At 43.2% G+C, this 22,988-nt stretch carries 28 protein-coding genes and 2 pseudogenes; 6 read left to right on the forward strand and 24 right to left on the reverse strand.

Annotated features, from left to right (window positions below; all coding sequences use genetic code 11):
- Positions 1–66 precede the first annotated feature (66 nt).
- On the forward strand, positions 67–507 hold the full coding sequence (locus tag BS333_RS22585; RefSeq protein WP_021708808.1) for an ogr/Delta-like zinc finger family protein: 441 nt from the start codon (positions 67–69) through the stop codon (positions 505–507).
- Here the strand turns inward: BS333_RS22585 and BS333_RS09620 are convergent.
- The 9 genes from BS333_RS09620 to BS333_RS09655 all read right to left on the reverse strand — a co-directional run bounded on the left by BS333_RS09620 (position 504) and on the right by BS333_RS09655 (position 6,076).
- Entirely contained in the window at positions 504–689 is a 186-nt protein-coding gene (locus BS333_RS09620; RefSeq protein ID WP_021708809.1) for a hypothetical protein, read from the reverse strand. The two genes, BS333_RS22585 and BS333_RS09620, sit on opposite strands and share 4 nt — an antisense overlap.
- Positions 690–816: 127 nt before the next feature.
- Positions 817–3,399 carry a replication endonuclease gene (locus BS333_RS09625; protein WP_021708810.1) on the reverse strand — a complete coding sequence of 861 codons (2,583 nt, stop codon included), beginning with the start codon at positions 3,397–3,399 and terminating at the stop codon, positions 817–819.
- Positions 3,396–3,692, reverse strand: coding sequence for a hypothetical protein (locus BS333_RS09630; protein ID WP_021708811.1), 297 nt, complete (start codon positions 3,690–3,692; stop codon positions 3,396–3,398). Before BS333_RS09630 ends, BS333_RS09625 begins: the two co-directional genes overlap by 4 nt.
- Positions 3,689–4,231, reverse strand: coding sequence for a class I SAM-dependent methyltransferase (locus BS333_RS09635; protein WP_021708812.1), 543 nt, complete (start codon positions 4,229–4,231; stop codon positions 3,689–3,691). Before BS333_RS09635 ends, BS333_RS09630 begins: the two co-directional genes overlap by 4 nt.
- The gene (locus BS333_RS09640; RefSeq protein WP_021708813.1) at positions 4,228–4,782 is read right to left on the reverse strand and encodes a hypothetical protein; all 555 of its coding nucleotides are present in this window, start codon (positions 4,780–4,782) and stop codon (positions 4,228–4,230) included. Before BS333_RS09640 ends, BS333_RS09635 begins: the two co-directional genes overlap by 4 nt.
- Before the next feature lie 62 nt (positions 4,783–4,844).
- On the reverse strand, positions 4,845–5,174 hold the full coding sequence (locus BS333_RS09645; protein ID WP_021708814.1) for a hypothetical protein: 330 nt from the start codon (positions 5,172–5,174) through the stop codon (positions 4,845–4,847).
- A gap of 9 nt (positions 5,175–5,183) precedes the next feature.
- On the reverse strand, positions 5,184–5,723 hold the full coding sequence (locus BS333_RS09650; protein WP_021708815.1) for a phage regulatory CII family protein: 540 nt from the start codon (positions 5,721–5,723) through the stop codon (positions 5,184–5,186).
- Positions 5,724–5,732: 9 nt separating this feature from the next.
- The gene (locus BS333_RS22175; protein ID WP_167330399.1) at positions 5,733–5,879 is read right to left on the reverse strand and encodes a hypothetical protein; all 147 of its coding nucleotides are present in this window, start codon (positions 5,877–5,879) and stop codon (positions 5,733–5,735) included.
- Positions 5,876–6,076: a hypothetical protein gene (locus BS333_RS09655; RefSeq protein WP_021708816.1), complete on the reverse strand. Its 201-nt coding sequence runs from the start codon at positions 6,074–6,076 to the stop codon at positions 5,876–5,878. The genes BS333_RS22175 and BS333_RS09655 overlap by 4 nt, the downstream gene beginning before the upstream one ends.
- 203 nt (positions 6,077–6,279) lie before the next feature.
- Between BS333_RS09655 and BS333_RS09660 the strand changes: the two genes are divergently transcribed.
- The 3 genes from BS333_RS09660 to BS333_RS09670 are packed head-to-tail and all read left to right on the forward strand — an operon-like array spanning position 6,280 to position 8,762.
- Positions 6,280–6,885, forward strand: a complete 606-nt coding sequence (locus BS333_RS09660; protein ID WP_021708817.1) for a phage repressor protein CI — start codon at positions 6,280–6,282, stop codon at positions 6,883–6,885.
- A gap of 21 nt (positions 6,886–6,906) precedes the next feature.
- Complete coding sequence (locus BS333_RS22240) at positions 6,907–7,728, forward strand: hypothetical protein (RefSeq protein ID WP_021708818.1); 822 nt, start codon at positions 6,907–6,909, stop codon at positions 7,726–7,728.
- The gene (locus BS333_RS09670) at positions 7,728–8,762 is read left to right on the forward strand and encodes a phage integrase (RefSeq protein ID WP_021708819.1); all 1,035 of its coding nucleotides are present in this window, start codon (positions 7,728–7,730) and stop codon (positions 8,760–8,762) included. The genes BS333_RS22240 and BS333_RS09670 overlap by 1 nt, the downstream gene beginning before the upstream one ends.
- A 100-nt stretch (positions 8,763–8,862) precedes the next feature.
- On the opposite strand, the gene BS333_RS09675 is transcribed toward BS333_RS09670, so the two are convergent.
- Positions 8,863–9,303: a YcgN family cysteine cluster protein gene (locus BS333_RS09675; protein ID WP_021708820.1), complete on the reverse strand. Its 441-nt coding sequence runs from the start codon at positions 9,301–9,303 to the stop codon at positions 8,863–8,865.
- A gap of 171 nt (positions 9,304–9,474) precedes the next feature.
- Between BS333_RS09675 and BS333_RS09680 the strand changes: the two genes are divergently transcribed.
- Positions 9,475–9,723 (forward strand): YkgJ family cysteine cluster protein, encoded by a 249-nt coding sequence (locus tag BS333_RS09680; protein WP_021708821.1) that lies wholly within the window; start codon positions 9,475–9,477, stop codon positions 9,721–9,723.
- A gap of 68 nt (positions 9,724–9,791) precedes the next feature.
- Here the strand turns inward: BS333_RS09680 and recR are convergent, their stop codons facing one another.
- The 7 genes from recR to BS333_RS09715 all read right to left on the reverse strand — a co-directional run bounded on the left by recR (position 9,792) and on the right by BS333_RS09715 (position 15,646).
- Positions 9,792–10,391 carry a recombination mediator RecR gene (gene recR, locus BS333_RS09685; protein WP_021708822.1) on the reverse strand — a complete coding sequence of 200 codons (600 nt, stop codon included), beginning with the start codon at positions 10,389–10,391 and terminating at the stop codon, positions 9,792–9,794.
- A gap of 30 nt (positions 10,392–10,421) precedes the next feature.
- Positions 10,422–10,751 (reverse strand): YbaB/EbfC family nucleoid-associated protein, encoded by a 330-nt coding sequence (locus BS333_RS09690; protein ID WP_005380618.1) that lies wholly within the window; start codon positions 10,749–10,751, stop codon positions 10,422–10,424.
- Between the two features lie 81 nt (positions 10,752–10,832).
- Positions 10,833–12,959 (reverse strand): DNA polymerase III subunit gamma/tau, encoded by a 2,127-nt coding sequence (gene dnaX / locus BS333_RS09695; RefSeq protein WP_021708823.1) that lies wholly within the window; start codon positions 12,957–12,959, stop codon positions 10,833–10,835.
- A gap of 8 nt (positions 12,960–12,967) precedes the next feature.
- Positions 12,968–13,513 (reverse strand): adenine phosphoribosyltransferase, encoded by a 546-nt coding sequence (gene apt, locus BS333_RS09700; protein ID WP_021708824.1) that lies wholly within the window; start codon positions 13,511–13,513, stop codon positions 12,968–12,970.
- 167 nt (positions 13,514–13,680) lie between these two features.
- Complete coding sequence (locus tag BS333_RS09705; protein ID WP_081638496.1) at positions 13,681–14,136, reverse strand: YbaN family protein; 456 nt, start codon at positions 14,134–14,136, stop codon at positions 13,681–13,683.
- A complete protein-coding gene (locus tag BS333_RS22495) occupies positions 14,100–14,231 on the reverse strand; it encodes a hypothetical protein (protein WP_021708826.1) in 132 nt (43 codons plus the stop codon). Before BS333_RS22495 ends, BS333_RS09705 begins: the two co-directional genes overlap by 37 nt.
- Positions 14,232–14,539: 308 nt before the next feature.
- Complete coding sequence (locus tag BS333_RS09715; RefSeq protein ID WP_021708827.1) at positions 14,540–15,646, reverse strand: response regulator; 1,107 nt, start codon at positions 15,644–15,646, stop codon at positions 14,540–14,542.
- A gap of 293 nt (positions 15,647–15,939) precedes the next feature.
- Between BS333_RS09715 and BS333_RS09720 the strand changes: the two genes are divergently transcribed.
- Complete coding sequence (locus BS333_RS09720) at positions 15,940–16,815, forward strand: LysR family transcriptional regulator (protein WP_033003455.1); 876 nt, start codon at positions 15,940–15,942, stop codon at positions 16,813–16,815.
- A 107-nt stretch (positions 16,816–16,922) separates the two neighbouring features.
- Here BS333_RS09720 and purF read toward each other — a convergent pair whose 3' ends face one another.
- From purF to truA, 7 genes and pseudogenes are all read right to left on the reverse strand, one after another.
- Positions 16,923–18,437 (reverse strand): amidophosphoribosyltransferase, encoded by a 1,515-nt coding sequence (purF, locus tag BS333_RS09725; protein WP_021708829.1) that lies wholly within the window; start codon positions 18,435–18,437, stop codon positions 16,923–16,925.
- Positions 18,438–18,473: 36 nt separating this feature from the next.
- Positions 18,474–18,965, reverse strand: coding sequence for a CvpA family protein (locus tag BS333_RS09730; protein ID WP_021708830.1), 492 nt, complete (start codon positions 18,963–18,965; stop codon positions 18,474–18,476).
- A 61-nt stretch (positions 18,966–19,026) separates the two neighbouring features.
- Positions 19,027–19,317 (reverse strand): annotated as a pseudogene (locus tag BS333_RS22590) (SPOR domain-containing protein); the annotation flags it as partial.
- Between the two features lie 80 nt (positions 19,318–19,397).
- A pseudogene (locus BS333_RS22595) lies at positions 19,398–19,617 on the reverse strand (cell division protein DedD); the annotation flags it as partial.
- Positions 19,618–19,631: 14 nt separating this feature from the next.
- On the reverse strand, positions 19,632–20,894 hold the full coding sequence (gene folC / locus BS333_RS09740) for a bifunctional tetrahydrofolate synthase/dihydrofolate synthase (RefSeq protein ID WP_021708832.1): 1,263 nt from the start codon (positions 20,892–20,894) through the stop codon (positions 19,632–19,634).
- 43 nt (positions 20,895–20,937) lie between these two features.
- Positions 20,938–21,864: an acetyl-CoA carboxylase, carboxyltransferase subunit beta gene (gene accD, locus BS333_RS09745; RefSeq protein ID WP_021708833.1), complete on the reverse strand. Its 927-nt coding sequence runs from the start codon at positions 21,862–21,864 to the stop codon at positions 20,938–20,940.
- 196 nt (positions 21,865–22,060) lie between these two features.
- Complete coding sequence (truA, locus tag BS333_RS09755; protein WP_021708835.1) at positions 22,061–22,855, reverse strand: tRNA pseudouridine(38-40) synthase TruA; 795 nt, start codon at positions 22,853–22,855, stop codon at positions 22,061–22,063.
- Positions 22,856–22,988: the final 133 nt, after the last annotated feature.

Raw genomic sequence — 22,988 nt, forward strand, 5'->3', positions numbered from 1 at the left:
AACTGTACAAAAACACAGTTACTAACGTAATATCGTTGTGGTCAGTCAGTTACGTTAGGTCAAAATATGCGAGTTTATTGCAAATGTGGTGAACGCGCGATTGTAAGTAAAAGCATCACTAAAGATGTCAATTGCGCAGATTTTTCTTGCTCTTGTACCGATCCAGAGTGTGGTCATACGTTCGTGAGCTCAATTGGTTTTCGTCACTCATTAAAGCCGTCTAAAATCCATATTGGTATGGGCGCTAAAATGATAGGTACAAGAGTTTACTGTGGATGTGGAGAACGGGCGGTGATTAACAAAACCAACCGCCTATCCAATGATTGTGCGGATTTATACTGCGAGTGTAAAAACTCGGAATGTGGGCATCAATTTGTTATGTCGTTATATTTTAATTACACACTGAGTCCATCCTCAAAGGACACTGAGCATTTAGCAAATTGCTTAATCAAGGTTCTAAAACCTAACCTACGTGAAAACTTAAAGCAGCAACTTTCTTTGTTTTAAGGTAATCCTTTTTCAGTCTTACACTTAGCACACTGGGCAGCATTAATCTGCCCTTCTTTGTGTGCAAGAATTAGTGCATTTATGAACATACCAATCTCATAATTTTTATCTTGGTTGCTACTTGTATCATCAGCCAAAGCACATAAAACAAACGTCTCTGCATTATCATGTAATTCAGACATTTAGCCTCCCTAACCTGTGACTTTACTGTATATTATTACAGTGGTTTGATTTATTCAAATTAATTATGAATTTATGCTGAGTTAGGCACTAATTTATTCACCTAACCAAAAAATATAAACTCTGTTTTTAAACTAACGGCCAGTCGTCCCCATCAGGGAAAATCGACAGGTCCGGTTGTTGATATTCTTGCTTTTCTGGTTGGGTAAATAGGTTGTCCCAACCTTCAAAATCCATCCAATTGGTGTCGTCCGAACGTTGACGTTTCACTTCTACCAACTGAGCTGGGCGTTTATTGCCGTACTCATCCACCTCCGCCGAACGGATTTGAATACTGATTGCATCATCGATGCGAATTGAACTGCCTTTTAGCAGTGCGGCCATTGCCGTTTCATCAATATTTGGTGGTTTGTTCACCCACCCCTTAACCGGGTCTAATAATCGAGTTAGCTGATCGCTGACCTGTACCTCTTTGGGGTCCGTACAGTTATTGACAGAACTCCGAGAGGAGCCAGAGGCTCCAAAAGCGGTCGCTTCGCTCCCAAGAGCGCATGCTTCAGCTTCATCGTTAACCTCTGATTTCTTTTGAATCGTCCAAACTTTGGTGCGTGTTTTGATGGTTTCTTGTGGTGTAGTGAAGCCCTGAATTTTGCGAACGTCTTCACCATGAGGCGAGGCAAACGGCAGCACTTCATAGGAATTCACGATCAGCAAATCCTCGCGCTTAACGAATGGACCGCCCTGCCCCATGATGTAGCCTTGCCAGTTACCATGGTCAGCGGCTTTTAAAGTATCTGTAATGCTTGTATCTTCGGTTTTCATGCGTGATTGGTAGCTCTCACCAATCACTCTCATTAATTCTTCATTGGTGATTAACTTGCTAGGTTTTATAGGCCCAACAAGATCACGCTGTAGCATTGAGTAAATAGTGAGTAGGTCGACACGCTTTTGCATGAAAAGATATTCCATAAACGCTTTTTTGTTCTGATTAGCAAATCGGCGTAGTTCTCTGTAAGTCGTGACTGGCGCGCCACCGAAGAACTGGAACTGGCGGATGTTCCAACGGCTTTTCCAGGCACTCACATTCTTGGCCATATCTTTGACTGGCTTGCCTGTTTCGTCCGAGATCTCATCGTCCATTGCATAACCATCAATGTTCTTTGAAATGTACTTGGCGATGTAGCCCGTTGCGGTGCCTTTCTCTGGGTCAATAAAACCAATATCACACCGAGGACGATAGTTTAGTGGCCCAATATAAGTACCTTTACGGAATGGCCTTTCCTTCTCTTTCTCAAACTCTGGGTGCAGTTCGCCACGGTCTTCTTTAGTGGCGTAAGAAATGAAGATGTCACGCACTTCCATCACATCTTCAGGTTTAACCCAGATCAGTAAATGCCAATGTGGTGTGCCGTCATGATGTGGCTCAGCAACACGAACACCAAACCAGCGAATTTCTTTTCGACCTAACTTGGCACGGATTCGCTGCCAAACATTGTTAAGGTAAGACTGAGCATCACGGGGACTAGCACTATTCCAGTGATCAATAAAACCGCCTCTCTTGTACGAGTTGTGATACTTAGATGGAGCGGTCAACGTTAAAAACAGACCTTGCAAACCAAGATCATTGCCAATGTCTTCACAGCCACGGCAACGCACCATCAATTCATGACGACGAATAGCAGGGTTAGAAACGCTTTTCAAAAACATCTCTTCAAGATCAGCTTTCTCTCCACTTTCTTCATCAAAGATTTCACGTTGCTTGATGTATTCCCAATTGCTTTTTTGCTGCTCTTGGTGCTCACGAACACAATCCCAAGACGCATAAGCAGAGGCTTTTGAAGAGACTTGCCCCATTGCAATAGCTAGGTGCTCACGCATAATTTTGCGTGCATTTACCAAACGACCAAGCCACCACTTCTCACTAATCATGCGGGAGATATCTTGCAGTGCAGAGAGCTCATTCTGTATTTTGTATTTACACGGTGGTTTAATGCCGAGCTGGTAAGTGAAAGCGGCCAACTGATGGTAGCCCTCAATAACAGGGCAAAACGACTGGTCCTTTTCCAATTCGACTTCAGTAATACTTGCCAACTTAGAAGAAATAACTTGAAAACGCGCATTCATGATTTTGCCAATCTTGAATGCCATATCTTTGATTTCGTCCAGCTCCAACTCCGCCAAAATACGGCTTTTCACTGGCTTGCGGTTTTTCTCAGCTTGTTCAAAATCAAACGAGATTTGCTTTGTGGGGAGATCTTCTGGATTGCCATATTCTTTAAAGAACACGGGATGAAATGGGTCTTCATCATCTCCAAATTCTTTAGACAATAGAGCAATTTTTTGTGTAGTTGGTAAGTTGCTGTATTTCTGCATCACCTTTTGGACACGCTCTGTCGCTGGTTGCACTTTTACGCGTAAAAAGGTGTTTGCTTCTTTTGAGCCTTTCTTTTCAAAAATTGAAATATAACGAGTGACAAAGTACTTGGTTAGATAGTCAGGTAGGTCTTTAATTCTCCCTCTCAGCCACTCAAAGTCTTCTGGGTTAGTATCAAATAACTTTCGTTCTAGGACACTTAAGTCGTCAGGCTCTTTTATGGCCCTAGTACGGCAAGTCCTCTCAATACAAGCGTCCCTCTCATCGATTGGATTCAGAGGGACTTGCCATGGAAAATCGTATTGCTTGATTTCGGTTGGCTCGCTTAAGGTTTTCATTTAGTGGCTTTTGCTCTAACCTGAAATGGAAAGAAACAGTGCCTTTCAGCAGGATATTGACCACCTGCTTTGAAGCAAATCTTCATCAGCAGGTGTTCTTTACCACGAACAACTTTCTGAATATCACAATTGCCTAATGTTGCTTTCCAGAGATCGATACCTAAAACACGCTCAATATTTGTAATGTCACCACTAGACAAGCACACACAACCTTTGCTTTCGGGGTGCTTTATTGCATCAAGGATAGACTGCATATCCTCAACCGCTTTTACTTCTTGTTTATTCAACTTCATGCAGCCACCTCATGACCAACTGAAACGATATGGCTTAGCCCTTGAGGAATATCGAAACGGTTGCCGTTATCCCAGATAAACCAAGCGTATTCACACGAATCTGAACCACCGCCCACAAAGCGAGGGCGAGGAACGATGATTGGACACTTTGGCGGAAAGCCGATTTCAAACCAGAAAGGTAAACGCTTTTTAGAGCCTAAATAGTTAACACGCTGCAGGTATGCCATTGTCCCGTCTGGTGCTAACTCACTTAGGCTTTTGCGAATAAATTCTTCCGTTAGTGAAAACGGTGGATTGGTGATAATGACGTCTTGGGTACCGAAATCAGTTGTTAGGTAATCAATACCTTTCTCGATTTCAGCAAATGACTTTTGGCTTTGCGGCAAAGCTATCTTTTCAAAGATCGCGCCAGTCCCATAACAAGGCTCTAAGAATTTGTCGGTTGGGCGAACGGTTAACTTTGATATCAATGCGTCGACGACTTCTAGCGGTGTTGGGTAGAGCTCACGAGGTAGCACTTTTCCATTGGTAGAGCTCATGCTTCCACCCCCTCTTGTGCTTCAGTCTTTTCACGCGCATCAATGATTAGCTCTGTAAGTTGGCTTTCAACTTCAAGCAACTGCTTCAGTGCATCGTCATCATTTAGCCAGATATTTCGATCAAAAAGGCGCTGATCCGTGTCACCTTGTTGATATTCATAATCTTCTTTACGTGCATATACCTGTAAGCAATTAATATGAGCTGAGTAGCTAACAAAAATATGGATAACATCAGCATTAGTTACAGCCAGTACATTGACGGCATGCAAAATATCTAACATTTCACGCTTACGGATAACTTCTACATTCTCACGTGAAACTGTTGATGTGTTTTCAATATCGCTCTCATTCAGATTAAAATCGTTTCTGAGAGACTTTGGCATTAGAGAACTGACTGCAAACGCTAAGCGACGTTGGTTAATACTGGCTTGCTCACTAAAACGAACGGTCTTATCAAACAAATCTCGTGATGCGCTTAGTGCTTGTGTTGCTTCAGCTCTGAGTTGTTTAGACTCTTCATTTAATTCAATAGCTTGTTGTAATTCATTCATCTTCCTTGCTCCTACGCTGAGACGAAAAAAAGCCCCCTGTGACAGGGGCAAAATGGCTAGGTTTAATGGGTTTCACTGAATTGGTAATGTTTGAGGCGACGAACATCGCCCAGCTCGTTATCGAATGCGACGACCATCTGCTTTAAATACTTCATACCACAACGAATTTTTTGCAGTTCCAAATCATCGAATGATTCAAAATCTCTTGTGTAATCTCTGGCAGGTAACCCACCTGCAATAAGAACTAAGCCACGACTTTTGTCTGGTAGTTCGTTAAACATCTTTCTCAACTTGCCACGTGTAACGGCACCATTAAAAAGCGCTTTGCATGCCGCAATGCTTTCATTGGCGTTGGGTATAGGCTGTTTTTGATTAATAGCTAACTGACTCATGAGAACTCCTTAAATCAAACCAGGTAGTGGAGAACCATTGGCCATAAAATCCGTACCCATCTGTATAAGGGGCTGAAGGCCAGTGGTTCTCTGTTCAAGGTCATTGATAAGCAAAACTAGGTTGCCTAAAGCCGCTTGGGCTTTAGCTAATGTTTTACGTTTCTTAGAGCGTGGTAAACGCTCTGCGGTACACACTGCAATTGCATCGCGAGAAAGCTCACCAGAATCGCTATTAAGCTGGAGTATTTTCTCTAATGTGCTTAATTGGTTCTCTTGGTTGGGGAGTGGGACGGTTACAACACCATCATTGGCAAAAAGTGTATTTACGATCGAGTAGTCCTTGGATACACGACTGATTAATGCCAATTCAATAGGTTTAAGTACATGCGGCTGATTTGGGTTAAGCTTGTTTCTTAACATTCCTCCGCTCATCTTTAACTTTCGTGCTATTGCCTCAATATCGTGATTGACAACAAAATCACAGCAAGCAGCATCATAACTTTGCTGTTTGAGCTCACGTAAGACGTACATTGTGTTATTTCCGTCCATAACCAATACTCAATTAATGAAGAAAGGGGCCAAAACAAACGACCAACCAATAACGTTTAGCCAAAGTGGACAATGCTCGGGGTATTTATCCTCCCAAGTGCTATCTATTTCTTCCACTTGAGCAGAATCAGCTTTAATTAAATTGAAAAATTTCATACTTGCTGTTCCGCTGTACGTTCGAAGACCTTAACTAAGTTAATGAGAACTGAGCCTTTTTCTCCCTTTTTAGGAAGAATTGGAATATCACCGCAAGAGATTGCCCGATTGAGTGAAGATGCTGACCAACCAGTGCGACGAAGAAACTCTTTTTTTGTACAAAAAGGTGCGTCTAACGCTATTTGAATGCTTGCCATAAGTGGTATCCTATTCGATTGAGTTTTGTTGATGCTTATTGGTAGTAGATGAGAGCTTCAACTCGTATATGACAAATTCTTGATCGTAAAATCGATATAGTCAACCAGTCACTTACGGAACTATGTTAAAAACGATAAAACAATATCGCAAATGTGATCATATGCACACTAATTGTGTGCTATTTAGATGAGAGAGAATCGAAATGAGCAGGGTTCCAGCAAAAGTACCAGCTTTTGATTATTTAAAAGGCAGAGATTTTACGGAAAAACTTAAAGAGGTAACGGGATCTTCTACATTTGACTTAGTAGCTGACCATTATGGCGTACCTAAATCTACGTTTTTCACCTGGCATACACACAATCGAACAGGATTTGAGTTGATTGTTCGAGAACATTTGGCCTCAGGAGCCTCAGTTCGCTACTTAGCGCTAGGCCAAGGCGAAGCATTCCCAAAAAATGAAGCACTACCGAATACTAGCGGCATTGAAAAATTTTCAATTGTTAATGGTGAGCTCAAGAAAATAGGTACTGTTGAAATAGGTTTATCTACCCTTGATGATTTCGACCTTTTAAAAGAAGATTTAATCGTTATTGAACAGAATGGACGTCATCTATACATCAATAAAGCCGAATCTCAGCCAGCATCGGGAGAGTACTTATTAGATATTGATGGGGTTCTATCAATTAACTACCTACAACGCATACCAGGTAGAAAGCTAGCAATTGCATTTGACACATCCACTATTGAGGTGCCTGAAGAGGATATAAAGGTGCTTGGTCGTGTTGCGATGGAAATGAAGAAAAAATAATATAATTGGCTAGGATAAATGATGAAAAATAGAAAAGTCAGCAAATTGCTAGGTATTGGGATAATTTTCTATCCTCTCATATTCTCTTGGTTTACCTTAAGAAAGGGATACTCTCGTAAATCCAGAATCCTCTCATTTGGATGGTCGTTATTAGTTGTTGTTTTGTTTGCCGCCATTCCGTATGACAACGAATCTCCAACTCTCTCAACTAATATAGATAAGGCTTCAAAAGAAATTGAATCAGCTCCACAGGAAGTTTTTAAAAAAAGTTTAGCTGACAGTAAACCAGCTCCTAAAAGTCCACTCGCAAACTTAGGTGATTGTGAATTATCTAAACTAATGCTTGATGAAACAGAGCCTCTAATATCTAAAGCTATTTCTCTCAATAAGAGTTCAGATTACCAAAAAATAGCACAATGGCGTGTAGCTACATTTAATTCGACCATAGCTGAAATTGAGAATAAATATAGACTCACTCCCCAAGAAATGACTTCATCTAGACGCAGCCTCTCTTCACAAGTTCACAATGATTTTGTTATACGTTCCAATTTACTGGTTCAAGCGATCTACTCTAAAGCCAAAAATGGTGGCGATAAATCCGACATTCAAAAACAATGGCAAATAATGAAGCAAGTCGGCGATCTTTACATAAAGCAATGTGAGCAAATTAAACAGCCTGTGAAAACAGCAAAGATTGTCCCTGCAAAACTTCCAATAAAAAAGAGTAAATCAGGTATTTGTCATTCACCAGGCAGCTCTTGGTATAACAGAACTAAAAACTATACGACATTCCAAGATATTGAAACTTGTATTGACAGTGGCGGTAGGTTACCAAAGAAATAATGAGCGTTCGTAAAGTAGAAGACGATAACAAAAAGCAATGGCTCTGCGAGTGTTACCCGCAGGGCCGAAAAGGAAAACGCATTCGAAAGCGCTTTGCAACAAAAGGTGAGGCTCTCGCTTTTGAAAAGTTTACTATGCAAGAAGTCGACACCAAACCTTGGCTTGGTGAGAAAGTTGAGCGTAAAAGCTTAATGGATATGATTGATATTTGGCAAGAGCGTCATGGTCAATCACTGGCTCATTCTAAATATACCTATAACAAACTAAAAGTTATGGGATTAGCTATGGGCGATCCACTCTATCACAGACTAACTCCAGCTCTATTCACTGACTATCGAACTCGACGTCTTGCAGGAGAAGTCGCAGACCTAAACGGCAGAAAGGTAAAGGTAACTTTTCGTACCTGCAACAACGAACAAGACCTACTCAATGCTGTTATTGTCGAGCTGCAACGAATGGGCGAATGGAAGGGTGATAACCCACTGCAGTCTGTTCGGCAATTTAAATTGCACGAAACAGAAATGGAATTTTTAACTATTGAAGAAATGCAAAACTTGATATTCAAGTCTGAAGTGCATGAGTTCCACGGCGACATACACAAGATCATCAAACTTTGTTTAGCAACAGGTGCTCGTTTTCGTGAAGCATCTCGCCTCACAGGTGCACAGCTAACAAAATATAAAGTTACGTTTACTCAAACGAAAGGTAAAAAGAATCGTTCAGTACCAATAAGCCCAGAACTATATGATGTCATTTACAAGGAAGGTTCAGGCCCATTGTTTAATATCGGCTACAGTACAGTCTATCGATTTATAGTTAAGCATGTACCACGATTAAAACAACAAGCAGCACACGTATTACGCCACACATTTGCATCATATTATATGATGAATGGTGGAAATATAATCGCCTTGCAACGAATCCTTGGCCACAGCGATATCAAGCAAACTATGCGATATGCCCACTTAGCCCCTGATCATCTAGAAGATGTGGTCACCAAAAATCCTCTAACTAGCCTAGAAGTGTCGCCTTAAATGTGGCGACAAAATGGCGACAGATTTTCACAAAACTGATTAAATATGGCATTTTTTGACTAAGCAACAAATTCTAAACATTTGAAAAGGCTTGAAAAACCTAGCTCCTATTGGGATGATTCAAAATGTGATCTTCCCAATTTACTACGTCGATTTCATATACGATCTTGTTTCTTACACTCTCCCCTGCTGCATGCATGGCTGATTTAGAGCCAGTGATAAGAGGGTGCCACTCAGGTAAAGGTTGGTTTTCTGCTAACAAACGGTACGCACACGTGTGAGGCAACCAAGTAAAATCTTCGATGTCTTCACGAGTGAGTTTGGTGCACTCTTCACCTGAAGTAAAACGATTCGGATAATCTTTACAAGAACAGGTTTTACTATTTAACCAGCTGCATGCCACATTGGTGTAATAAATTTCATCGGTATCTTCATCCATGAGTTTATGTAAACAACATTTACCGCAACCATCACATAGCGATTCCCATTCTTCTTCTGTCATGTTCTCGAGTGATTTAGTTTGCCAAAATGGAGAAGTCATACGCTTATTACTTACTGCTGAGTGGGAGTGAATAGGGTGCGTTTTATACCCTTATGATGCAATAATTTCAAGTTTTGCTGCTCAACCCATTTCGTTGAGCCATCAATCAATACTTCCAATCTGGCAAAAAATGCTCATAATTGCCGTCTTATTTTTTATGAGGGCTTTAAAATGGAGTGTCGATTAGGCTGTGGTGCTTGCTGCATCGCCCCAAGCATTTCCTCACCGATACCAGGCATGCCCAATGGTAAACCTGCTGGTGAACGTTGTATTCAACTCAACGATGATAATCTGTGCAAACTGTTTGGCAAACCAGAGCGTCCCAAAGTGTGCCATGAGTTTAAGCCCTGCCCCGTGGTTTGCGGTCAGACCAATCAAGAAGCACTGACTAATATTACAGAGCTTGAGTTACTTACCTAGCTTGAACCATCCATAACTCTCATAAAAAAAGCCGCTGAATTCCAGCGGCTTTGCATTCGATTCAATGATTAAATCTTGTGTCGACCTAACAGCGAGTGTGACAACGTTGTACCATCTACGAGCTCAAGCTCGCCCCCTACGGGGACACCATGAGCGATACGGCTCGCATCCACTTGATGTTCTTTACACAGCTCTGCAATGTAATGTGCCGTCGCCTCCCCTTCTACTGTTGGGTTGGTCGCCAGAATGACCTCAGTGATGTCTCCTCTGCGCAGACGGTAATCCAAAACATCAAGGCCAATATCACTTGGACCAATACCGTCTAGCGGTGATAAGTGCCCCATCAGGACAAAATATCGACCAGAGTATTGCCCGGTGGCTTCTACCGCTGAGATATCTGCTGGGCTTTCTACGACACACATTTGGCCGTTTTCTTGCCGTTTAGGATTGGTACAAATATGGCAAACGTCTTCTTCCGTGAAGGTTCGACACTCGGAACAATGGCCAATTTCAGTCATTGATTGACTTAGCGCATCTGCCAATTGCAGACCGCCTTTTCTGTCTCGCTGTAACAAATGAAAGGCCATACGCTGAGCCGACTTGGGGCCAACCCCAGGTAGACAACGTAAGGCCTCCATCAATTGTTCCAGCATATGGCTGGTACGCATTAAGAATCCGCTTTGTTAAAATTCAGCCGATTAGAATGGCATTTTCATGCCTGGTGGTAATTGCATACCGCCAGTCACAGAAGCCATTTTCTCTTTTTGCGTTTCTTCTACGCGACGAGCTGCATCATTGAATGCTGCTGCAATCAAGTCTTCAAGCATCTCTTTGTCGTCTTCCATCAAGCTTTCATCGATGTCGACACGGCGTACACTGTGGCTACCTGTGATGGTCACTTTTACTAGACCAGCACCAGATTCACCTGTGACTTCCATATTCGCGATTTCTTCTTGAAGCTTTTGCATGCGATCTTGCATTTGCTGGGCTTGCTTCATTAGGTTGCCCATACCGCCTTTACCAAACATGTTCATCTCTCTGGTTTACTAGGTGTTATCTCTGTTAATGGGGCTGTAAATCAGTCTTTTCAACCCCATTGCGTCCGATTTTTAGATAGGTCTTACACTATCTTTATCAAGCTGTGCTGCAAACCGACGTTCAATAAATTGGACGTGAGGGTCGTTCTCTAAACTGAGCACAGCTTGTTGTAATTTTTCTTGGTATAGCCTATCTCTCAACTCTAATGGAGTCTCTCCACTTTCGCCAACTTCCACACTCAAATGACAGGTTTCACCCAGCGTCGTATTTAACGCTTGAAGTAGCTCGCTTTGCGCCTTGTCAGTATTTAAGTGCGCTTGTTGGTTTCTGAGATGCAGAGATACGCTTGAGCCCTCTTTTGTGAAGCTAGAGTTAAGGGCTAACTGCTCGACCAGCTTCGGCATCTGCATTTGGCTGATTAGCTTCGCCCATGAATCTTTTTCTAATGATTCATCAACAAGCTTTTGGATCATTTCAGGCGTTTTCTCATGTGAGAGTGCTTGTTTAATCTGCGTCGGTGTCAGCTCGACCTTGGGCTTTTGTTCCACTGGCTTCATCGGTCGCCAACGATACGCTTCGTCTTCGTCTTCGTCTGCGCTGGTATTTTCTGTTTTAGAATTCAGTTTAGGCGACACCTGTGCAGTATTGCTGTGCAATTGAGAAAGGCGGTCAATAACCGATTCTTTCTGAGCAGATGTCGCTCTAGACTTTTTTGGCCCACCACTAGCCACTGATGGCTGTTGCTGTCCTTGACGCTGGGAACGCAGTTGATGACGCAACCCACTCACGCTACTGCGTGCTGGGGGGGTATCTTGTGTAGGGAGAGCATTGTGCTCAACCCGAGCGTTGCCCTCTTCCATCACTGGAGGTGCATGCGGTGGCACCATGTTTTGTCTTTCTGAGTACTCAGGCGCCATTTGAGGCTCGTGGTTTTGTACTTGTGGTTCCATCGCGGGGCGATTGGACTGAAAAGCAGGTTGAGACGCTTGAATTGGCACCTGTGTTGTAGCGCTAGGATGCGAGGGTTTCGTTACCTGCGCATTTACCTGTGGCGACGTCGTTGACCCAGTTTGTGGCTGCGAAACGGTGGAAATAGCCTTAGCGCCGCGATGTTCTGCAGGTCTAAACGCCATCATGCGCAAAACAATCATCTCAATGCCAGTACGTCCATTCGGCGCTAATGGCAGATCATCTCGACCTTTTAATGTAATTTGATAGTAAAGCTGCACATCTTGTGGCGTCAGATTTTTACTCAACAGCTCGATTTTTTCTGCATCTGGCCGGGTTCGGTCTAATGTCGATGGCAATGCCTGACACATTGCAACACGATGTAACTGAGCCGACAGTTGCTGTAATAATCCATCCCAATCAACACCGTTAGCTGCAAGTTGTTCGATTTTATCCATCGCTTGTTGAGGCGACTTGCTGCTGATCGCTTCCAGTAGATGAATCGCTTGATCAGTATCGATGGTGCCAAGCATGTGACTCACGCTATCGGTTTGAATCGCACCATTACCCAAAGCAATGGCTTGATCGGTGAGACTTAAAGCATCCCGCATACTGCCATCTGCAGCATGAGAGATCATGCCAATTGCCCGAGCTTCTGCAGCGACCTGCTCTTTCTCGAGAATACGGTCTAATTGCTGATGGATCTCATCAACACTGATTGGTTTAAGATGAAATTGCAAACAACGAGATAAAATCGTTACTGGCAATTTTTGTGGATCTGTCGTTGCTAAAAGAAACTTAACGTATTCTGGTGGCTCTTCCAAAGTCTTTAAGAGCGCGTTGAAAGAATGACGAGAGAGCATGTGTACCTCATCGATAAGGTACACCTTAAATCGTCCGCGAGCGGGTTTATATTGGACGTTGTCTAACAGTTCTCGAGTGTCTTCAACTTTGGTACGCGAAGCCGCGTCGATTTCGAGCAAGTCAACAAAACGACCCTCATCGATCTCACGACAGGTATCACATTGTCCACATGGTGTCGCGGTAATCCCCGTTTCACAGTTCAAACCTTTAGCAAACAGGCGACCGATCGTCGTTTTACCCACACCTCGGGTGCCACTGAAAAGGTACGCATGATGCAAGCGGTTTTGCGCTAATGCGTTTTCTAACGCCGTCAGCACATGGCCTTGGCCAACCACTTGATCAAACGTATGAGGGCGCCACTTTCGCGCCAAAGCTAAATAACTCATTGAATGTATTAGTGTCCTTCAAACTCGCAAATGCTGTACACGTTCAAACCTAGGCCTTCTAGACGCTTGTCACCGCCAATCTCTGGTAGGTTGATAACGAATGCCGCATGCTCAACTTCACCGCCAAGCTGACGAATCAGTTTCGTGGTTGCTTCGATGGTTCCGCCTGTCGCCAGCAAGTCATCAACAAGCAAGACCTTATCGCCTTCGACAATGGCATCGGTATGAATTTCAAGTGTGTCTAAACCATATTCTAACTCATAAGATTGAGCAATCGTTGGACGAGGAAGCTTACCCGGCTTACGAACTGGGACAAAGCCAACGCCTAAAGCAAGCGCAAGTGGAGCACCGAAAAGGAAACCACGAGCTTCAGTACCCACGACTTTGGTAAAGCCCATATCTCTGTAACGTTCAACCAAAAGATTAATCGTCGCTTGATAAGCTTTTGAGTCTTCTAAAAGGCTGGTGACATCACGAAATAGTATGCCTGGTTTTGGGTAATCTGGAATGCTTTTAATACTAGATTGGATCAATGAAATGGTTTCTGTAGTCATAATACCGATTTACTCAGATTGGGTTACTGCTCTTTTTCTATCACGATGAGATGAGAGCAAAGGGCAATAAACAATAGGTTATCTTCACTGTGAATGATTTAAGATAAAGCACAGCTTCTGAAAATATAAAGCCCACTCTAGGAGCAGGCATACTGTTCTCTACAATCTTAGTGATTTTCTTTGCTGTCATCAACTAGCTCTATCACAGGGATACGCATAAAGCCGATTAACACGACGATTAGCATGCCTAATAGCATAATTTTCACCCACATGAGTGGCGCAACATAGATAGAAACAGCAAAACTCAATACGATGAATATTGCACCACGTTGTTTGACCTTACTCGTGACGGCACGATGCTGTGCCCAGTTTTGAAGGATGGGACCAAAAGTTTTATGTTGATGTAACCACTGGTGGACTTTAGGGCTGCCACGCATAAAACAGGCACTGGACAATAAGATGAATGGTGTTGTAGGCAATAATGGCAAAGCAATGCCAAGGATGCCCAAAATCAAAAAGAGCCCACCAGCAAAATTGAAAAAGTAACGATGAATGCGAATGGTGAACTCCGAAAGTGATTGACTACTTAAAACCCTGCATAGCCGTTGGCCACGCGAAGCCATGTAATGATGGCAGGTAAAGTAGGAAGTAACAGTACAGCAATGAAGCCGAGGAAATAAAAGATATTATAAGGTTCTTTGAAGTCTTTGTCTGCCATGATGTTCTCCCTGAATCAATCGTGCGATGTCGTTAATACTGACTAAAAATGTTAACTTAGTGTTACTCAATCTCGTTAAGCGTTCACTATACCTTAAATCATTATCACAAAACACCTAACAAAAGTAAGGCAATTAAAGTCGTTCTGCTCAATACTGCCGCGGCCTATCGTTCCTAAACGAAAAAACAGCGGTGTACGCTGTTTTAAGTCTTGCCAATACACAAAGTATCAACCCTGTGATAATACACAAGTGATTTCAAAGAGCTCGATTGAGAACTGTCTTCTTTAAGATTACTTGGGTAGGCATGTTAAGTGACTTGGATTTTGCGAGTAATACGAAGGTTAAAACTTGCTGCACCAATGCGCCCAACAGAAAGCTGACCGACTTTATCCATCGACAAATCCCGAGTGATGAAGTTCTTCAAACACCCCTCACCGAGTTTTTTGTAACCCGAGATATGATGCTGCATATGCTCGCTTGACCAATTACTGTCAAGGCCTGCAGGTAGAATAGACACCGCAGCAGAAGCGAGATCAGCGACACCAAACATAGCGTTAACCGGTCCGGCATACTTTGAGCATTTTATGCCTTTTTCAATTACATCAACCATGTCTTTTAGATCGGCGCTAAAACTTTTCAAGTTACGTAAATAATCATCAAATAAAGCTCTAACCAACAAGGTGGTGGCTACCCCATCTCGCTCCAAGGAGGAAGAATCCACTAGATAGAAAACAAACTGACCATTGATCAACCATCGATAATCAAACACCAACGGCATGATATCCGTTGATTGCAGTAGTCGATAGTTAAACGCCCAATTACCTTGAGAAGTATCTTTATCAGGCAATAAAGCATTCAGTAAGTCTCGTGCTGCACTTGGGTTTTCACGTAAATGTTCAAGATGCCAATAAAGCTCTTGCTCTGCGGGCAACTCCCCACCGTCATCAACACGAAACCATTGGCTAGCAAAATCTCGTTGCTCAGGAAAATGACAGTCAGAGCTGGCCAATGTTGTTTCAATGGCTTGCGATAGATGTTTATAATTGCTGATAGGCTTTGGTAAAAAATCTTTGATACCAAAGCGAAGGGCTTTTGCGACGTCCGACATGTCGTCGGTTCCTGAAACCACAATCAATGGCAATGAAGGATATTCGAGGCTCACTTCCTCAACAAACTCGATACCGTTGAGCACGGGCATGGACAAGTCACAAAGGACCAGATCAGGGCAGGATTGTCTTAGAAGCTGAAGTGCTTCTAGACCATTTTCGGCTTCAGAAACCGTGTAACCAAGACCGACTAAGTAAGTGCTGGTTACTTTACGAAAGACAGGGTCATCGTCAACTAGCATGATACGTTTTGCGTGAACCACTTTTTGCGCCGAGACCTTTGCCATTTGATCGTGAGTGTTAAACATACTTTTGTACCTCACAAAGCTCAGACAGAACTGTTTATACATTATTATTTTTGTTGTTTACCTTGCTAAGGAACATCACAGCAATGCGGTGCATAGCAAGGTAGAAGGTTTATTAACCTTGTTATAAACCCTAGCCTTAAATTGAGGTTTATACAAATATTGAGCAAGGCACAATAATTTGCTCGAAGCCTCTTGCTGTGTTCAAATATCGTCATAAACTGGCTTAAAGTGAATTCTTATCACAAAATTAATAATAATTTATCCATAAACGATCAAGTGACGTGCCCGGAAATATGAAACTAGATGATTTAAACCTGTTTCGACTAGTTGTTGAAAATGGAAGCTACACCTCAACTTCGAGAAAAACCATGATCCCTGTGGCGACCATCACTCGGCGCATTCAAGCCCTTGAAGATTCAGTAAGCCTACGTTTACTCAATCGTCACGCTCGAAAGCTCTCTTTGACGGAAGCTGGAGAACGATTTTTTAATGAATGCTCTCCTCTACTTCAACAGTTAACCTCCACTGCCGAAGAAATCACTGATAATTGCCGAGGTGCCTCAGGTAGAATTAAAATCTCTGCCCCAAACAACCTGACAAAGCGCATGATGATGCCGATGCTGAACGTATTCATGCATCAGTTTCCTGATATCAATATTGAGCTAACCACAGAAAGCAATGCAGACCAACTGGATCCCACCGAATGGGATGTTATTTTTCGAGTCGGTCCACAACGTGACTCAAGCTTGATTGCTCGAAAAGTGGGTGAAGTAAAAGATATTCTCGTCGCCAGCCCTGGTTACCTTGCCATATACCCTTCTCCTCACCATGCAGAAGAGCTCTCAGATCATGCGTTATTGAAAGGCTATCCTCTATTAAAATGGACCCTACTCAATAGCAAAGGCGAAACCGTAGTGAATAACGAACGAGCGAGATTCCAAGCGAATGCACTGAATGTCGTCCGTAGTGCCTGCTCAGAGGGGCTTGGTATTACCCTAATGCCAGATGTGATGATAGAAGAGTACATCGAGCGTGGAGAACTGGTGCGTATTCTACCAGACTGGAGTGCCAACCCTCGTGATATCTATATGCTCTACAATCATAAAGATCATTTACCAGAAAAAGTACGCTTATTTATTGATTTTGTTATTGAAAATAAATTGAGCTAGCCCAGTAATGACAGCATAAAAAAACCAGAGTACACCTACTCTGGTTTTTTATTAGCGCTCAAATTGGTGAGCAAGCAAAAAGCAAACAACTTGCACAAAAAACGAACCTAAACCCCTTCGTTGTGAAGCTCAAGGTTCGCTAAATCTTGTTGTATTTCACGTTGAACTTTTGCGTCATCGTTACGCATACCATCCAAGAAATCTAGGTACTTTTGGTCGATGTCACCAGTGACATATTCACCGTTAAAGACTGAGGTATCAAATTGGCTAATATCATGATTGCCTGAGCCAACAGCACTCACTAGATCATCAAGGCGTTGATATATAAGTGCATCTGCTCCAATGTGTTTACAGATACTCTCATTGTCACGTCCATGGGCAATCAGCTCAGAAGCACTTGGCATATCAATCCCATACACATTAGGGAAACGTACTTCCGGTGCTGCTGACACCATAAACACTTTGCTAGCACCAGAATCACGTGCCATCTCAATGATTTGTTCGGATGTTGTGCCACGCACGATAGAGTCATCAACCAGTAAAACGTTTTTATCTTTAAACTCAGAACGAATCGCATTTAATTTACGACGAACCGATTTTTTACGTTGCTGCTGACCCGGCATAATAAAAGTTCGGCCAACATAACGATTTTTAACAAAACCTTGGCGGTAAGGCTTCTCTAATGCTTGAGCAATCTGCAAGGCAATATCGCATGATGTTTCAGGGATAGGGATAACAACGTCGATATCGAGATCGGCATAATCTTCACGAATACGTTGTCCCAGCTTCTTGCCCATTTCAACACGCGCGCTATACACCGAGATCTTATCAATGAACGAATCGGGGCGAGCAAAATACACGAATTCGAAGATACAAGGGTTCAATCTTGGGTTATCGGCACATTGTTTAGTAAACAGTTGGCCATCAAACGTTGCATACACGGCTTCACCTGGCGCAACATCTCGCACAAAATCAAAGCCAACAGCGTCCAACGCAACAGACTCAGAAGCAACCATATATTCTGTTCGACCGTTTTCCTCACGCTTGCCTAAACAAAGAGGGCGAATACCATGAGGGTCACGGAAAGCAATCATGCCGTGCCCAATAATCATTGCGACCACAGCATACGCGCCACGAATCGTACGGTGAACATTCGTGACAGCGCGAAAAACATCTTCGACACCAACATTGCCTTTTACGGTGTCAATTTCATGTGCTAGGACATTAAGCAGCACTTCAGAATCGGATGTCGTGTTGATGTGGCGACGATCTTTTTCAAACAATTTCTGGCGAACATCATTAGCATTAGTCAAATTACCATTATGTGCCAGCGTAATACCGAATGGAGAGTTAACATAAAAAGGCTGTGCTTCAGAGGCACTAGAACTGCCTGCGGTAGGGTAGCGAACATGCCCTATCCCAACCTCTCCTTGTAAACGTTGCATGTGTTTTGCTTCAAACACATCCTTCACTAAACCGTTCGCCTTACGCAGACGAAAACGATTGCTTTCTATGGTACAAATACCCGCGGCATCTTGGCCACGATGCTGTAACACTGTTAACGCGTCATAAATTGACTGGTTTACAGGCGTTGTGCCCACGATTCCAACAATACCACACATGTCCTAATCCTCGATTTGCGACAGTAGCTGGTACTACTAGGTAGCACCAGACAGAAAACTTGATGTTGCTTTTAAATGCTCAAAGAACGGGGCAATGATACGACTAAACTCTGGAACCAGCTGTGAGTTTTGCCACCAATCTGAGCTTGGGAATGCCGTAAATGCATCCATAAAAAACAGCAATGCAGAAACAATCAGCACACCACGTAAGCCACCAAATACAATGCCGAGAATTCGATCTGTACCCGATAATCCCGTTTTTTGTACCAGTTGAGCTATGACGTAATTCACTACCGCTCCTACGACTAGCGTTGCAATAAACAACGCAGCGATCGCAGCTCCATTGCGAAACATATCATCTTGGATATTGGAGAAGTACACCGCCAGTTTAGCGTAGTAATTACTGGAGATGAAAAACGCTCCACACCAAATCACCAATGACAAGGCTTCTTTTGCAAAGCCGCGAACTAAGCTGATCAGAGCTGAAAATCCGATCACACCTAAAATGACAAAATCTAACCAATTCATATTTTCTTCATCTTAAGTTGGCGCGCATTTTAACAGAAAAAATGCTGACGCAAACGTTTTCTTATGGATTTAATGGCTTAAATTTAAGCAATTGACCTTTTGAACCTGTAATCTTTTGCAATTCTTTGACCTGTTGTTCAAGTTTTGTTTTTGATACATCAGGACCAACAATGACACGAGTAAAGGTATTTTCTTTTTTTACATGAGCTTGGTAGCCACGCTTTTTCAAGTCTTCAACCAATGCAACTGCATTATCATGGTTCTTCAACGCCATCAGTTGAATAATCCATGCTGAATCTTGATATTGATTCTTTTCTTCCACCGGTCGCACAGAAGTCGAAACTTTATCCACATCGGGTGCTTTTTGCACTGCATGATGGCTAGGCTCTTTACGCTTAACGGGGGCTTTTACTGCCTCTGTTTCATTTACCGTTGCGACCACAGGTGACTCAGGCAGTGCTACCTCATCTTCAACAGGTTCTAAAACTTCGAATTCTTCAACATCTCGATCCAATTCCGGTTTGATCGGAATGCTAGCAAACTCTTCTTTGTAGTGCAGTTTTTTTCCATCGAGCAGATCAGGCAGTACGATAACGCCGACCGCAACAAGAATCACAGTGCCGACTAAGCGGTTTTGGAATTTACTTGACATCACATTACCTTTGATTATTTATCGTCTTTTTGCCAATAAGCCAGTACCTCACCCACAGTATGAAATGAGCCCACAACTAAAATCACATCGTCTTGCGTTGCCGCTTTCAGCGCGCTTTGAAATGCCTCAACGGGATGAGTAAATAACACTTGCCCTTGAGGTAAGTACATACAAAGCTCTTTCGCTGTTGCCGCTCTTGGCCCAGTCAGTGAAGCGGGATACCACTGCGTCGCAATCGATGACAGGGTTTCCAGCGTTGCTTTGATATCTTTATCATGCAACATGGCAATCACCACATGGATATTTTTCTCACCGTATTGGTTTGTCACTTTATCAACAAGGTATTCTGCGGAATGCGGGTTATGTGCAACATCAAGAACAACAGTAGGGTTCTTCTGCAAGATTTGCATACGACCAGCTAAGCAGGCATTTTTTAAGCCATTAACAATATTGATGTCTGAAATTTGTAACTCAGAGGCACCTAATGCCATTAACGCTGTTGCAGCATTGGGAAGGGGTAATGTAGGCAATGGCAGAGCTTTAAGATCAAACGCACCACAGCGCCACTCCCAACTCTCTTCCGTCTGCTGATATTCAAAGTTAATCCCGACTTGAAAAAACTCAGCGCCAACCTCATCTGCGTACGCAGCCACACTGGCAGGCGGCAAGGGCTGACCACAAATCGCAGGTTTTCCAGCACGGAAGATACCTGCTTTTTCATAGCCAATGACATTGATATCGTCTCCTAACCAATCAACATGGTCGATGGCGAGACTTGTAATCACAGAGATATCATGTTCAACAACATTGGTTGCATCTAATCGCCCTCCTAAACCGACCTCAAGCAATACAACGTCGACTTTTTCTGTCTGAAAAACTCTTAATGCCGCTAAAGTGCCGAATTCAAAGAAACTCAGGCTGATAGCGCCTCGCTGCTGTTCGATGTAATCGAATGATTCGCAAAGCACAGTATCTGAAACATCTCTGCCGTTAATCCGAACACGTTCGTTATAGTGAATAAGGTGGGGGGAGCTATAAACACCAACTGAGTAACCTGCCTCGAGCAGAATGGCTTCCATTAAGGCACAAGTCGAGCCTTTACCATTGGTTCCTGCCACAGTGATAATGGTAGGTGCAGGTTTGGTTAAATTGGCTTTTTGAGCGACGGCTTGAACGCGGTCTAAGCCAAGATCGATTGCTGAAGTATGAATATTTGCTAAATAGTCAAGCCACACCGTCAGAGAGGATGTGGCTTGAGGAATAGAGTTTTGGGTCATCTAACTTTAACCATAAATTGCTAGGTTTGCGTTAGTGAGTACTTTACCCTTTTTCGTCCGCTACTGGTACAGAATATGACTCTTCATTTAGAGATTCGTTAACCGAAGCATCCAGCGGAGACTCTTGAGCCGTGAGTTTCGCAACCAGGCCACCAATGCACTGACGCATTTTACGGCGATCTACGATCATATCAATCGCACCATGGTCCAATAAGAATTCACTGCGTTGGAAGCCCTCAGGAAGATCTTCACGTACCGTTTGTTCAATAACACGGCGCCCAGCAAAACCAATCAGTGCTTTCGGCTCACCGATGTTGATATCACCTAGCATCGCAAGACTCGCTGAAACACCACCCATTGTTGGGTCAGTCAGTACAGAAATGAACGGTAGACCTTGAGCAGATAGGCGTTCGAGTGCCGCACTGGTTTTTGCCATTTGCATAAGAGACATCAATGCCTCTTGCATACGTGCACCACCACTAGCAGAAAAACACACTAGAGCACAGTTGTTTTCGATGGCAGCCTCTACCGCTTTGACAAAGCGAGCACCAACGACTGAGCCCATTGAACCACCCATAAAGGAAAACTCAAATGCACAAGCAACCAATGGCATTCCGAGCAGTTCACCCTTCATCACAACTAAAGCGTCTTTTTCACCACTGTTTTTCTGAGCCGTTGAAATTCGCTCTTTGTAGCGTTTCGAATCTTTAAATTTCAGTTTGTCTTGTGGCTCTAGTTCTGCACCAAGCTCCACGCGGTTGTCTTGGTCTAGAAATGTTTCTAGACGACGACGCGCTTTCATACGCATGTGGTGATTACACTTAGGGCACACCTCTAGGTTACGTTCAAGCTCAGCATGATATAGAACCTGCTCACAAGAAGTACATTTTGTCCACACGCCTTCTGGAATAGACGCTTTACGTGAACTTACAAGATTGCTTTTCTCTAAAATCTTTTCAAGCCAACTCATGGAAGACCTTTTCTCTCAGTTCTTTCGCCTTATTGCGAAAGAGATAAATTCGGAACATTACAGAAAGATTAAAACATATCTTCCCGCAACTGTAGATAAAAAACTGGTTGTACCTATTTTAGCGGACTTTAAATTACCGACTAACGTGTGGCTTTATCGTGTTAAGTTAGCGAGTTTTTGGATGAAATTCACTCACCTAGTTCAAACTATCAGGCAAAAATAGCGGACCAAGAGGTTGAGACGGTAGCCCAAAAACTTCTGGATAATCAACATCCACAAGATATAAGCCCTCAGCTTTAGCTGTTGCACCCGCTAACTTGCGGTTCTTCTCAGCCAGTAGCCACTGGATCCACTCTGGGTTTTCCTCACCTCGTCCGACTTTAATCAAACTGCCCGTTATATTGCGTACCATGTGATGAACAAAGGCGTTGGCTTTGATATCAATCACAATATAATCCCCATGACGCGTCACGTTCAAATGCATTACGTTACGACAAGGGCTTAAGGACTGGCAGTGTGCTGCACGAAAAGAGCTAAAATCATTTTCCCCTAATAAATACTGACCCGCTTGGTGCATTTTCTTCTCATCGAGTACACCGTGATAATGACTCACACCCGAATTCAGTATGCCGGGACGAAGAGCATGATTGAAAATAATGTATCGATAACGACGCGCTGTTGCAGAGAATCGAGCATGGAATTCATCTGACACATCCACTGCCCAGCGAACCGCAATATCACTAGGCATATTGGCATTAGCGCCCATTGTCCATGCCACCATCTTACGATTCACATTAGTATCAAAGTGTACAACTTGACCTGTACCATGCACGCCAGCATCGGTTCGTCCTGCACATTGCACTTCAACAGGGTGATTAGCAACAATAGACAACGCTTTCTCTAGCTCTTCTTGAACACTTTTTACATCTTTTTGGCGCTGCCAGCCATAGTAGTTTGTACCGTTATACTCGATACCTAATGCGATTCTCATTTTAACCTTCGGACTCTAAAATGGGTCGGGCAGTATATACCTAAGTGACCTCTTGTTACCAGTCTGCGCACAAATGACACCAGGTATACCCGAAGCACCTCTACCCACGTCACCATAAATCATTGGGCAGAGG

This window comes from Vibrio azureus (assembly GCF_002849855.1).
GTDB lineage: Bacteria > Pseudomonadota > Gammaproteobacteria > Enterobacterales > Vibrionaceae > Vibrio > Vibrio azureus.

Bases quoted from the DNA above. Each gene is read 5' to 3' on its own strand.
- purF (WP_021708829.1), bottom strand. From the start codon at position 18,437: ATGTGTGGTATTGTTGGAATCGTGGGCACAACGCCTGTAAACCAGTCA.
- BS333_RS09690 (WP_005380618.1), bottom strand. From the start codon at position 10,751: ATGTTTGGTAAAGGCGGTATGGGCAACCTAATGAAGCAAGCCCAGCAA.
- BS333_RS09730 (WP_021708830.1), bottom strand. From the start codon at position 18,965: ATGAATTGGTTAGATTTTGTCATTTTAGGTGTGATCGGATTTTCAGCT.
- BS333_RS09630 (WP_021708811.1), bottom strand. From the start codon at position 3,692: ATGAAGTTGAATAAACAAGAAGTAAAAGCGGTTGAGGATATGCAGTCT.
- BS333_RS09640 (WP_021708813.1), bottom strand. From the start codon at position 4,782: ATGAATGAATTACAACAAGCTATTGAATTAAATGAAGAGTCTAAACAA.
- BS333_RS22240 (WP_021708818.1), top strand. From the start codon at position 6,907: ATGAAAAATAGAAAAGTCAGCAAATTGCTAGGTATTGGGATAATTTTC.
- BS333_RS09620 (WP_021708809.1), bottom strand. From the start codon at position 689: ATGTCTGAATTACATGATAATGCAGAGACGTTTGTTTTATGTGCTTTG.
- BS333_RS09625 (WP_021708810.1), bottom strand. From the start codon at position 3,399: ATGAAAACCTTAAGCGAGCCAACCGAAATCAAGCAATACGATTTTCCA.
- recR (WP_021708822.1), bottom strand. From the start codon at position 10,391: ATGCGTACCAGCCATATGCTGGAACAATTGATGGAGGCCTTACGTTGT.
- BS333_RS09660 (WP_021708817.1), top strand. From the start codon at position 6,280: ATGAGCAGGGTTCCAGCAAAAGTACCAGCTTTTGATTATTTAAAAGGC.
- BS333_RS09675 (WP_021708820.1), bottom strand. From the start codon at position 9,303: ATGACTTCTCCATTTTGGCAAACTAAATCACTCGAGAACATGACAGAA.
- BS333_RS09720 (WP_033003455.1), top strand. From the start codon at position 15,940: ATGAAACTAGATGATTTAAACCTGTTTCGACTAGTTGTTGAAAATGGA.
- BS333_RS09635 (WP_021708812.1), bottom strand. From the start codon at position 4,231: ATGAGCTCTACCAATGGAAAAGTGCTACCTCGTGAGCTCTACCCAACA.
- BS333_RS22585 (WP_021708808.1), top strand. From the start codon at position 67: ATGCGAGTTTATTGCAAATGTGGTGAACGCGCGATTGTAAGTAAAAGC.
- BS333_RS09645 (WP_021708814.1), bottom strand. From the start codon at position 5,174: ATGAGTCAGTTAGCTATTAATCAAAAACAGCCTATACCCAACGCCAAT.
- accD (WP_021708833.1), bottom strand. From the start codon at position 21,864: ATGAGTTGGCTTGAAAAGATTTTAGAGAAAAGCAATCTTGTAAGTTCA.
- BS333_RS09705 (WP_081638496.1), bottom strand. From the start codon at position 14,136: ATGGCTTCGCGTGGCCAACGGCTATGCAGGGTTTTAAGTAGTCAATCA.
- BS333_RS09715 (WP_021708827.1), bottom strand. From the start codon at position 15,646: ATGTTTAACACTCACGATCAAATGGCAAAGGTCTCGGCGCAAAAAGTG.
- truA (WP_021708835.1), bottom strand. From the start codon at position 22,855: ATGAGAATCGCATTAGGTATCGAGTATAACGGTACAAACTACTATGGC.
- BS333_RS22175 (WP_167330399.1), bottom strand. From the start codon at position 5,879: ATGAAATTTTTCAATTTAATTAAAGCTGATTCTGCTCAAGTGGAAGAA.
- BS333_RS09680 (WP_021708821.1), top strand. From the start codon at position 9,475: ATGGAGTGTCGATTAGGCTGTGGTGCTTGCTGCATCGCCCCAAGCATT.
- dnaX (WP_021708823.1), bottom strand. From the start codon at position 12,959: ATGAGTTATTTAGCTTTGGCGCGAAAGTGGCGCCCTCATACGTTTGAT.
- folC (WP_021708832.1), bottom strand. From the start codon at position 20,894: ATGACCCAAAACTCTATTCCTCAAGCCACATCCTCTCTGACGGTGTGG.
- apt (WP_021708824.1), bottom strand. From the start codon at position 13,513: ATGACTACAGAAACCATTTCATTGATCCAATCTAGTATTAAAAGCATT.
- BS333_RS09650 (WP_021708815.1), bottom strand. From the start codon at position 5,723: ATGGACGGAAATAACACAATGTACGTCTTACGTGAGCTCAAACAGCAA.
- BS333_RS22495 (WP_021708826.1), bottom strand. From the start codon at position 14,231: ATGGCAGACAAAGACTTCAAAGAACCTTATAATATCTTTTATTTCCTC.
- BS333_RS09655 (WP_021708816.1), bottom strand. From the start codon at position 6,076: ATGGCAAGCATTCAAATAGCGTTAGACGCACCTTTTTGTACAAAAAAA.
- BS333_RS09670 (WP_021708819.1), top strand. From the start codon at position 7,728: ATGAGCGTTCGTAAAGTAGAAGACGATAACAAAAAGCAATGGCTCTGC.